The sequence below is a fragment of the Rhodopirellula maiorica SM1 genome (assembly GCF_000346295.1).
Taxonomy (GTDB): Bacteria; Planctomycetota; Planctomycetia; order Pirellulales; family Pirellulaceae; genus Novipirellula; species Novipirellula maiorica.
Window position 1 is genome coordinate 1 of the sequence record NZ_ANOG01000792.1, and the last position, 10,950, is coordinate 10,950.

Annotated in this window: 9 protein-coding genes; 1 reads left to right on the top strand and 8 read right to left on the bottom strand. The window is 55.8% G+C overall.

Annotation, left to right across the window (positions count from 1 at the left end):
* Both ccoN and RMSM_RS25730 read right to left on the bottom strand, forming a co-directional pair.
* A partial coding sequence (ccoN, locus tag RMSM_RS25720) for a cytochrome-c oxidase, cbb3-type subunit I (RefSeq protein WP_008703584.1) occupies positions 1-1,381 on the bottom strand: 1,381 nt, incomplete at its 3' end.
* An 802-nt stretch (positions 1,382-2,183) separates the two neighbouring features.
* Positions 2,184-3,875 carry an FAD-dependent oxidoreductase gene (locus RMSM_RS25730; RefSeq protein WP_008703585.1) on the bottom strand — a complete coding sequence of 564 codons (1,692 nt, stop codon included), beginning with the start codon at positions 3,873-3,875 and terminating at the stop codon, positions 2,184-2,186.
* 194 nt (positions 3,876-4,069) lie between these two features.
* On the opposite strand from RMSM_RS25730, the gene RMSM_RS38905 reads away from it, so the two are divergent.
* Positions 4,070-4,285, top strand: a complete 216-nt coding sequence (locus RMSM_RS38905) for a YgaP-like transmembrane domain (protein WP_160168377.1) — start codon at positions 4,070-4,072, stop codon at positions 4,283-4,285.
* A gap of 172 nt (positions 4,286-4,457) precedes the next feature.
* On the opposite strand, the gene RMSM_RS25740 is transcribed toward RMSM_RS38905, so the two are convergent.
* The 6 genes from RMSM_RS25740 to RMSM_RS25770 all read right to left on the bottom strand — a co-directional run bounded on the left by RMSM_RS25740 (position 4,458) and on the right by RMSM_RS25770 (position 10,777).
* Positions 4,458-5,804, bottom strand: a complete 1,347-nt coding sequence (locus RMSM_RS25740) for an APC family permease (protein WP_008703589.1) — start codon at positions 5,802-5,804, stop codon at positions 4,458-4,460.
* A complete protein-coding gene (locus RMSM_RS25745; protein ID WP_008703591.1) occupies positions 5,797-6,567 on the bottom strand; it encodes a class I SAM-dependent methyltransferase in 771 nt (256 codons plus the stop codon). The genes RMSM_RS25740 and RMSM_RS25745 overlap by 8 nt, the downstream gene beginning before the upstream one ends.
* Positions 6,568-7,246: 679 nt before the next feature.
* Positions 7,247-8,647 carry a DUF3618 domain-containing protein gene (locus RMSM_RS25750; RefSeq protein WP_008703596.1) on the bottom strand — a complete coding sequence of 467 codons (1,401 nt, stop codon included), beginning with the start codon at positions 8,645-8,647 and terminating at the stop codon, positions 7,247-7,249.
* A complete protein-coding gene (locus tag RMSM_RS25755) occupies positions 8,623-9,078 on the bottom strand; it encodes a phage holin family protein (RefSeq protein ID WP_008703598.1) in 456 nt (151 codons plus the stop codon). Before RMSM_RS25755 ends, RMSM_RS25750 begins: the two co-directional genes overlap by 25 nt.
* Entirely contained in the window at positions 9,075-9,779 is a 705-nt protein-coding gene (locus tag RMSM_RS25760) for a hypothetical protein (RefSeq protein ID WP_008703600.1), read from the bottom strand. Before RMSM_RS25760 ends, RMSM_RS25755 begins: the two co-directional genes overlap by 4 nt.
* Before the next feature lie 647 nt (positions 9,780-10,426).
* On the bottom strand, positions 10,427-10,777 hold the full coding sequence (locus tag RMSM_RS25770; RefSeq protein ID WP_008703604.1) for a hypothetical protein: 351 nt from the start codon (positions 10,775-10,777) through the stop codon (positions 10,427-10,429).
* Positions 10,778-10,950: the final 173 nt, after the last annotated feature.

A 10,950-nucleotide genomic window follows, 5' to 3' on the forward strand; every position in this document is an offset into this window, starting at 1 on the left:
GCCCACGCACACGCAGCCACCACAGTGGCACGATCGATTGAATCGTCTCGATGAAGTCGGGATAAACCAAGTTTCCGGTTTCATCCATCGCTCGCCACATCAAGCCTTGCATCAAACCGGCGGCATAGATCGGCACGATGTACAGCAGAATGCCGATCGTTCCGATCCAAAAGTGAGCCGAAGCCGCCTTGGTGCTCCACAGCTTGGTTTGGAACAGCCGTGGCAATAACCAATACAGCATCCCGAACGTCATCATGCCGTTCCATCCGAGTGCCCCAGCGTGAACGTGAGCGATCGTCCAATCGGTATAGTGGCTAAGTGCGTTAACGCTTTTCACGCTCAACAGTGGGCCTTCGAAGGTCGCCATGCCGTAGAACGTCACGCCCACGACAAAGAATTTCAAAACCGGATCGACGGCGACTTTTTGCCATGCACCGCGAAGCGTTAGCAGACCGTTGATCATCCCGCCCCATGACGGCATCCACAACATCACGCTGAACAGCATCCCCAGCGTCGATGCCCATTCGGGAAGTGCGGTGTAGTGCAAATGGTGAGGCCCGGCCCAAATGTAAATGAAGACCAATGACCAAAAGTGGATGATCGAAAGCTTGTAACTAAATACCGGCCGGTTGGCGGCCTTGGGCAGAAAGTAGTACATCAACCCCAGGAATGGCGTCGTCAAGAAAAACGCGACCGCGTTGTGACCGTACCACCACTGCATGAACGCGTCTTGGACACCGGCATAGATCGGATAACTTTTGCCCAGACCAATCGGTACGACGAGGTTGTTGAAGACGTGCAGCACCGTCACGGTGACAATTGTGGCGATATAAAACCATAACGCCACGTACATGTGCCGTTCGCGGCGATGGATCAACGTCATCAAAAAGTTGATGCCAAAGAATCCCGCCCACACGACGGCGATCGCCAAGTCGATTGGCCACTCGAGTTCAGCGTACTCTTTGCTCTGCGTGATCCCCATCGGCAACGTTGCAGCGGCGGCGATGATGATCGCTTGCCAGCCCCAGAAATGCAGTCGACTCAACGCGTCGCTCCACATTCTCGCTTTGCACAATCGCTGAGTGCTGTAATAGACGGCCGCGAAGATCGCGTTGCCTGCGAAGGCAAAAATCGCCGCGTTGGTGTGTAGCGGACGAAGACGACCAAAACTCAGCCATTCGAGTTCGCCAAATATTTTCGGCAATACCAACAAGATCGCGACGATCAAACCGACTAACGTTGCGACTAAACCCCAAAACAGGGTCGCCGTCGCAAACTTACGCACGATATCGTCGTCGTAGGAATAAGTATCGATTTCCGCGTCAAGATTCCCTTGACCAGCGTGTTGTCCAGAAAGTTCTGAATGAGTCTCGATCGACAAGTGTCTCTTCCTTTGATCACAAACGAGTGGTGCGAGCTGAAGGATCAGCCAACGGTGAGGTTCATTTTCGGCGAACGCGATGCGCTTTGGTTGCTCCGCGATTCGAATTCGCCGCCACCCTCTGAAAATGTATCTAACAACCTGAACACCAAACGAGGTTTTGCCAATGTGGCAGGCTGTCGCAAGCTTGTTCAAATTCGTTTTGAAGCAGGAATTTCCGCTAAAAATTGATCGTCGTCAATACAAGTCCGGTCGGTTCACGGCAATCCGGGTGACTCAAGCGATGAGCCCATTAGCACGTTCCACTTGAGGATCGAGCAAATGGGCGCGCTCGTCGCGTCGAGCATGTATCGGCACTAGCTCGCTCGGGCTACCCTCAGCCGCGTTGGATGGCTGATTGTAACCGTTCTGGATCCACGCTGCTGCCTCGGTGAACGGCCAAAATCGCTACAAAAAACATCGTTTTCCAGGCGAACGCCACTGCACCGCGGATCGATCCCAGGCTCCGGCCTGGGAACGCACTGCATCGGAGGCTCGCGTCCAATGCCGTCTACTTTGGCACTAAACGGGTGGCGTTTGTAGCGGTGCGGCGCGGGGCCTCGCCCGGTCTAAACCGAACGTTTTACTCGCCTCAACCGGACGGCTCGCGCCGTGCCGCTACCAAAGTAGATGGCATTGGGCTCCGGCCTCACGTTCTACCGTGAAATTTCACGTTTCCATTCACGCAATTCTTCAAGCGGGCTCAGTGGACAAATCGAAATCTCATCGCAAATGATTTCATCGGCAATTCGACGATCGTCGGTCAATCGAATTTCACACGGTTTCGCACCGTCGCTCCGCCTGACAAATTCGCCACCGTGAAACCGTGCTGTTTCAAAATACGTGCGGCGATATGGCCGCGAACGCCAACCGCACACGACACGATCGTTGGCAGCGATGGATCGAGTTCGCCGATTCGATCCCTCAGTTCGTCGACCGGAATGACAATGATTCCGCCTTCGGATTCGCTGGCCAGCGGCAATCCGGCTAACGGCGCACGTTCGATCTCGGCAGGCGTGCGAACATCCACCACTTGCTTGCCCGCCAAGTCCCCATCGCTATCGCAAAATGTTTCGATTCCATCGATTTGGTTGCACGCGGCGAATGCGGCCATGTGAACTGGGTCTTTGGCCGATCCAAATGGTGGGGCATAGCTGAGGTCGACGCCGCTGAGTTGCCTAACGGTGCCATCGAATTGCATTGCCGTAGCAATCACGTCGATTCGTTTGTCAACGCCCGCACCGCCGACGGCTTGGGCACCGAGAATTTTCCCGGTTTCCGGTTGATAGACCAGTTTCAGTGTCATCATTTGGGCGCCTGGGTAGTAGCCCGCGTGGTTTTTAGCCACGATCGTGACGCTGGCGGCATCGACACCAAACCGTTTCGCCGTCACTCGCGACACGCCTGTCATCGCGGCACTGACACCAAATACTCGGACAACCGACGTCCCTTGGACGGTCGGCATCGGGTCGCTGTTGCCGGTCGCAGCATGCTGGCCCGCCAGTCGTCCCGCCCGATTGGCAGGCCCAGCCAAGGCCACTCGCATTCGATTTCCGGTCGGACCGAACCGGTATTCCGCCGCGTCACCGACTGCGTAAATATCGGGATCGCTGGTTTGCATGAAGTCGTTCGTCGCAATCCCGCCGGTGACTCCGATCTCCAGTCCTGCATCGACGGCAAGCTTGATGTTGGGCTGTACCCCGATCCCCATCACCACCAAATCGGTCGCGATCGTGCTGCCGTCGCTCAAGGTGACCTCGGTCACCTGATTGTTTTTGTCGGTTGTAAAGCCAGTCACGCGGCGGCCCAGGCATAAGGAGACTTCTTTAGCTTCGATCTCGCCGGCGATCGGTTCCGCCATCTCCGGATCAAGCAGTGGCAATACTTGCGGTTGCAGTTCCACCAACGTGGTTTGGAGGCCTCGCTGGACCAGTTGTTCGACCGTTTCCAGCCCGATGTAGCCCGCGCCGACCACGACCGCGTTTTTCGTTTGTTGGTTGTCGACGATCGCCTTGATGCGATCGGTGTCACTCAAGTTTCGCAGGCTAAGAACATTGTCGGCATCCACCCCGTCCAATTTCGGGCGAATCGGCGACGCCCCCGGCGCCAAGATCAATTTGTCGTAGTCGATCCAAATGATTTCGGAGGTTTCATTGCGACGAACTTCCACCCGTTTCTTTTCGCGATCGATTGAAACCGCCTCATGCCGAGTTCGTACATCCAAGCGAAACCGGCGGCGCAAGAATTCGGGCGTGGCGACCAGCAGCGAGTCGCGTTTAGGAATTTCTTCGCCAATGTGATAAGGCAATCCACAATTAGCGAACGACACGTCAGGGTCTTTTTCGAGCAAGATGATCTCGGCGTTTTCGTTCATCCGGCGGGCTCGCGTTGCCGCCGACGCCCCTCCGGCGACCCCACCGACAATGACAATGGTGAGCGGCTTGGTGGCATTCATCGTGATCAGGTTCCTTCGTATCGCGGAGGCTGCAAATATCGTAAGTTAGAGAACTATCGACAATCGGCTGTCTTGGGAAGTTGGTTTATGGGCCCCCGCGTCGATCCAACGCACCCGGATGGTATCCGTTTAGGATAGGCTGCGGCGAGCTGTCGCAGTTTGCAGATTCAATGCGTGTCAACTGCGTATCAATAATGTCTCGAATTTCACCTACCCGCTTTGCCGTGATCGCTAATGGCGTCTTGGTGTTAGTCGTTTCGCTCGCGACCTTGCTTGTCGACGATACGTTCGCTTGGGGAATCGTATTGATGGGCGGCAGTTTGATTTTTTCTGGATCGACCGGCTTTTGCGGCTTTGCCGTGATCTTTGCAAGACTGGAACGGTTTCGGGGGAAATCGAAGGCACCGTAGGCCAAAGTTCCTTCCTCGACGCATTTTAGAATGCTTCGTTTAACCGTTAGCCGATAGGCGTACGCATCATGGACGCGAGTACGACTTGGGCTGACTGTTAGACGATTAAATCAGCTAGCCGTCAATAATTTCGGGGGCATTCGCTGCGGTCCAAAATTCTTGCCGATTTTCGCTACGCTTGCCGCTGCGCGTACCACGGGTAAAGCAGTGCACCAAAGGCGATCGTGCCCAATCCGACGGCGGCTTGCACCGGTGAATTCACTGCCGAAAGCGTCGCGGCCAACAGCGTGCCGCCGACGAATACGATCGGGGTGATCGGGTACAGCAGCGGACGAATTCGATCGCCCGATTTGCCTCGTACCCAAAACAGCAGACTCGCGGTTAACGCCGCACTGACCGACAGCGTGAAGCCGAGGTAGCTCAGCAGTCGCTCGAGGTTGGACACGTGGATCACGATGATGCCCAGGATGGCCTGAGTCCAAATCGCAGCGACTGGCGGTTTGCCTGCGATCTGGCCCGAGAAACGGAACCAACGGGGCAAGAATCCATCGTCGGCCATTTTCGCATAGACGCGCGGACCGCTCATGATCATCGCGGAAACCGACGTAAACAATCCCATCAAAATTACGACTCGGACAAAACTGGAAAACGTCTCTCCGGCAATCGCCTCGGCTGCTTTGGTGGCGACATCGGGTTGTCCCACGATCACGTCGCTCGGTGCGGCCAAGACAAACACAGCATTCAGCAGCAGATAACAAAGCGTCACCAGGCATGTGCCCCACAGCATCGCCCGCGGCACATTGTGGCTCGCGTTGTTCACTTCGCCCGCGATGTAGACGGCTGCGTTAAAGCCGCTGAAACTAAGCGAGATGTACATCAACTGAGTCGCAAAGGTCAGCGAAAACGTCGTCCACGGTACGGCTTCGTTGGTCAACGTTTCGGCCGGCGCGTCCATCGCGGTACTGGATCGCATCGCGACAGCAATCACCACAAATGCCGCGATTAACAAGAATTTTAAGATCACGACCAGATCTTGCACTCGAGCTCCTGGGCGTACCCCAACCGTGTGCAGGATCGCAGCCAGAACGACGACGGTTGTTGCCATACTGCCTTTGGGTATCGCGTCTTGCCAGCCGAGGTAGGCTTCGAATGTGGTCGCCGCAAACGCGATTGCTCCGGTAAAACCTGCCAAAAGCGAGACCCAGCCGGCCATCAAGCCGGCGATCGGATGCAGTTTGCGAGATAGGAACAGGTACTCGCCGCCCGACTCAGTCAACTCACGTGCCAACGCGCCGTAACAAATCGCACCACAGATCGCGATCACGCCTGCGGTGGCCCACGCCGCCAGCACCCAAGCTGGCGATCCAAGTGCCGCAAGCGTAAAGCCGCTGGTCGTATAGACTCCCGCGCCAATCATGCTGGCGGCGACCAAGAACATCGCCGAGCCTAAGCCCAGCGGTGTGTGTGCGGGCGGGGATGTGTCGTCGTCGGCCTGTGATTCGAGCGGTTCGTTATTCATCACTCGCCTGGCCTGGCTTGCGAAACTCGAGAAAGTAGTTCTCTTTGAAGCCAGGGATCTTGCGTTCGGCGGTCAGTTGGAAGCCGACCGATTGCACTTCGTCGATGAACGTTTCTTTGCCGGCGCGAACATGACCGATCGTCCACTCCCGCGATACCCCAGGGATTCGTTCGAAGTCGATAATCACCACTCGTCCGCCCGGGCGAAGTGCGTTGAAGATCGACTGCATCGTTTGTTCGGGAAATTCAAAGTGATGGTAGACGTCGCAGATGAACGCTAGGTCGACTGAGTCCGGCGGCAGACAAACCGAGTCATCATCGCAGATCACCGTCGTCACGTTTTCGACATCACGTTGATCAAACTGGTCCACCAGATATTGGACAAATTTTGGTGAGATGTCCACGGCGTACACCCAGCCATTGGGGCCGACCGCACTGGCCATCAACAGCGAGTAAAAGCCGGTTCCCGCACCGACATCAGCAACCCGGTCACCTTGTTTTAGTTTCAGATGCGCCATGATCGCATCGCGAGCGTGGTAGACTTCGCGGCTTTCGACTTCAAACCGTTCCACCCACGCTTGCACATCCATTTCCGGGTCAAGGAATCCAGCGTTGATCCCCGGATTGACACTTTTATTCGCGTCAGCGGACGTTTCGGCGGCAGCTGATTTTTCGGTCGCAGGTTGCGAAATCGTCGCCGACTGTGCCATCAGCGAGCTAGGCAAGAGCAGCAGAAGCAGCGAAAGCACGTGAAAACGCTTCATGGGGTCCTCGGTTGGGTAGGGGCGTGAACGTCGTCGATGATTGTAGCCAAAGAAAGCGAGTCGAGTCCGAAGTAGGAGAGCATTCGTATGTAAGATGCAATTGTCAAACAATAACGGCAACCCGCCAGAGTGTCGGTCACGCTTTCGGCCGGCCGTCGGATATAATTTCAGCAGTCTCTTAAGTGCCGCAAGTCACGGCAGCACGTAGTACGGGGCGTGAGCCCCATGGTTTCTTGTCGAATCGAGTCGGTAAGAGAGAGCGGGCGACCATGTCCATGCCCGACTCGGAAAAGATCCGACAAAAAAATGGGTGGCAAAAAAATTGGGTGATTAGGCAGTTGGGGATTTATCTTTTTGCCACTCATGTTTTTGCCGCAGTCTTCTTCGCTTGTCGAAACACCCGCGGCGGCAGCAATCGCAGCGCCGATCGCATTCGCAAGAAGACCCGGTGAGAGAACCTGTCATCTGGGGAAACCTGCCGGCAGATCTAGAGTGGAGTCTTGTTGATGGTCCCAAACTACAAAAGAACCGGCAAAAAGATGGGGGGCAAAAATATTTGGTGAGTAGGACCATCCCCGTTTTTCAGTATTTCGATCCGATGCACAGCCAATAAAAATCCGACGTCCGCTGATGCGAACGTCGGAGAGTCAGAGGCTGGATAGGAAGTTACGCAGACCAACTACTTCTTCAGTGCCTTTTCTGCATCCGCGTCGACTTTTCCGGCTTCGGCTTTGGCAGACTCCGCTGCATCGTTGGCTTCCGCATCTGCTTGCTCCTTCACGTCCTCGGCAACCGTCTTCGCATCCTCCTGCAATTGTTCTGGATGTAAGCCTTCTTCCTTGGCTGCGTCGGAGATCGAATCGGCTGCCTTTTCGACAACGCGTGTCGCCCGCTCAGCCAAGCTATCACCGGTCAAACCTTGCGACTGAGCCGATTGTTTCGCCGTGTCGACGGTCCGCTGCACCGCCTCGCGGCCTTCCTCGTACACTTCTTGGCCCGCCTGTTTCGCTTGATCGACCAAGTCGTCCGATGCCTCACCCATTAGCTCGTCTTCTCGCCGGGTTCGCGGGATCAACGCTCCGGCGAGGGCGCCGAGAGCGAGTACCCCCAATCCCAGCGCAAGCGGCGATTCGTCGTGGGCGCGGCGAACACGGCGAGCCGTTGCATCGTAGGCAGCCGAGACTTGCTCGCCGGCGCGGTCACTCGCGGACGATGCTGAACGCCCCACGCGGCGCGAACTGCGTCGTGTTCCTCGCGCGGCATCCCGAGCCGCCGCACGACTTCGCAGGTAGGCACGTCGCGACGCCTCGCTGGTTGCCGAACCGGCCGACGAGGCGGCGGAGCCCACTGACGATGCCGCCGATTTTACCCCTCCAGCGACCGACGACGCGGCGTCACTGATCGTTTCGCCAGCGCTAGTCGCTGCACTGGAAATCGTTTCGGCTGTCGATGATGCAGCGTCCTTTGTCGATTCCCACGCGGAGCTGCCAGCGTCACTGACAGAACGGGCTGCCGATGTCGCCTTGCCTTTTGCAGTGCCGACGACTCCGTCCGATTCATCATGTTCGCCATAGCTCTCGGGGATTACCAAAGGCCCTTGGCGATGATCGACATCCGCCGCTGTGTCAAGCAACAAGTCGTCATCGGTGTAGTATCCGACATCCTCGTCGTCGTCTTCATCGGCAAAATAATGGTTTTGCAACGAACGTCGCCGTGGAACGGGATCGTAGTCGTCATGATCGGCATCGCGTCGATTGCCCAACGCAAGCCAAGCTAACCCCGCGCCCACGAGTGTCGCACCAATCGGATTGTCACGAATTTGACGACCGAGGTTGGTCGCAAAATCGCCTGCCGCACCGCTCGCACGCTTCGCCGTGTCCTGTGCCGTAGGAGAGCGGAAGATCTCGATCACGTCATCCAGCAAATTCCGTGGATTCAATCGATCACCAAGCTCGTCGAGAGTCTCGTCCATCGCGCCGCGAGTGCGGTCGATTCGGCGTTTAATTTCATCGCTGTCGCGACGGTCAAGGTCGTCGGTGCGTGGAACGCGACCGTCTATTTGGTTTTGGCGTGTAGCCATTGCTTGTCCTCCTTCAATGATTCGATAGTTCGCTCAGGCACGGCGGTTGTTTCCGACAAAGTCTTCTTGGCTTTCAATAGCATCACCGTGCCGATGATGCCTACGATCAGCCCCACAACCAACGGTGCGATCCAGTCGCCGTGAAACCACATCCCGAGCGAATCGTAGAAACGCTCCAGCCCTGCGGACGCTGATAACAATACGAAGATCAATCCCAGGTGAGCCACTGCAGCGCCAGCGATCAGCACCGCTGAATTGCGACCAACCTTGTTGACCTTCTCGCCCATTTCCGTTTTTGCGAGAGCCACTTCTTCGCGAACCAACGCGACGGATTCATCTCGCAACTCTTTGATCAAATCCGAAAGTGATCGCGTGTCGGCTTGGTGGTTCGCGACACGGTTCTTTCCGTCCGCTTGATAGTCAGTACTCATGATTGCGTACCTCCTAGGCTGTTCGGATCGGAGTCGTCTCGTGCGAGTGTGCCGGAAGTTGATCGTCCAGCATTGGTTCGCAATGAATCACGATCGAAGGCCGCCAACGGTCGGTTGCGGTGTCGCTCCAAATCCGCAGCGTTAATCTGCCTTTGTCGTTCTGGTTTCGACGCTTTCAAGAACCGCATCGCTGCCAATCCCGCTACAAACAATCCGCCGTACACAACTTCCGGACGGCGACGAGTGAAGTCCTGCACATCCGACATCAGATCGCCAACCTCTTTGCTCTGTAGCGATTCACGAACATGATCGAGTTGTTCTGCTGCGGCATCAATGTAGCTGGCAAGCGAATCATGTTGCTCTTCATGCAACTTGCTTGACGCTTTACGAATGGCACCGCTGAAAATGCCCAGCTCATCCGCCAGACGAGTCTTCTTCTCGTGAGCATACTTGCGGCCCGATTCTTTCGCTGCTGCGGTTGCTTCGTACGCCTTCTGCTTTGCAGCTGAAGCCACTTCGGCCGCTTGCTGTTTCACTTCTTCCTGCGTCTGCGTCGCTTGCTGCTTCGCAGACTCAACAGCGTCACCGGCCTTTTGTTTTGCTCGGTCAGTGCCATTGGTCTGATTGATTTGAGTGCGATCACCGGACGGAACTCCCGTACCAGCGTTACGATTAGACGCACCATGTATTGTCTGTGCCATACCAAACTCCTTCTGTTTGTGGGTAGCGTTCACATGTTTGGGTGGGAGCAATCACGATGCCAAAACTTACGTCTAATCGTTTTTTAGCTCGGATGCGTGCGGTTGACGCAGCCTGTCGGTCTCGCTTCAAGCAGGTATACAGCGTGGGCAGGTTGATGTTCCAATAGCCGCTTCCGCGTGTGCGACCGGACGCCACGCATTGCCTCACCAATGCAATCTAATCTAGTAGTGGGACTCGCCAGAGTTCCAAACGCTTCAATCTACTTTCGTAGTGGAACTCGCCAGAGTTCCCAGTGCTGCACCTTCTTTTGTAGTGGGACTCGCCAGAGTTCCCTGGCGTTTCAACAGTAAACACGGTTCTTGCAAATCCCACTACTGAAACATCATCCCATGGGTGCCTATGTCGTTTCTGCGTTGCTGGCGGAGCTTGCTGCGTCGAGAGAAGAGAGGAGCCTCGAGAAGAATGGCAAGCGTTTCCGAATATTGTCGAACGTGGATCCCAATAGTGAATTGGCAACGTCAGCAAAGCGATAAACCGGTGCACAACCGAGCAGAGTGACCGCTGGCGGTTCGATCTCGCCGACGTGTTCAGTCACCAATTCGTCGGGCGAGATTTTCAAGTGAGCATGTCGGCACCGCGAAATGCTTTAGCTTCGGGGACGGTAGCCGTATGCGTGCTGGATATAGCGACGATCCGCATCGTAATTTCCGTCATATTCTTTGCGAAGCCGGGCATCGAGGTCGTCGTTCCACTGAGGGTGATCCGAGGCGTAGCGCTGCTGAGCAATATAGCCAAACCGGAACGCTTGCTCACGATTTTCGAATGCGTCATCCGAGCCAGCCATTTGCTTGACCGTATCATCCACGTCCTGGTCCATGTCTCGAGCCGAATCGGAACCAAAGTCCGCCTTGGTTTGCTCCCAATCGTTTGCGAACGCTTTCTTGATGCGTTCCCAAGTGCTCAAATCGTTGTCGGTGTAATAGTCAGTCTTACTCATCGTCTTGTCTTCTCCGTAAAATGGAAGCGGCCACTGTAAAGGACACGACTTACGAGTATGCAATTGCTATGCCGCACTCAAAGTGCCAGTGTCCGAAGCGTTCATGTGTCGGATAAGAAAACAACCGACAAAAAGATGGGTGGCAAAAATATTCGGAAGAGCAGGAAGATGGA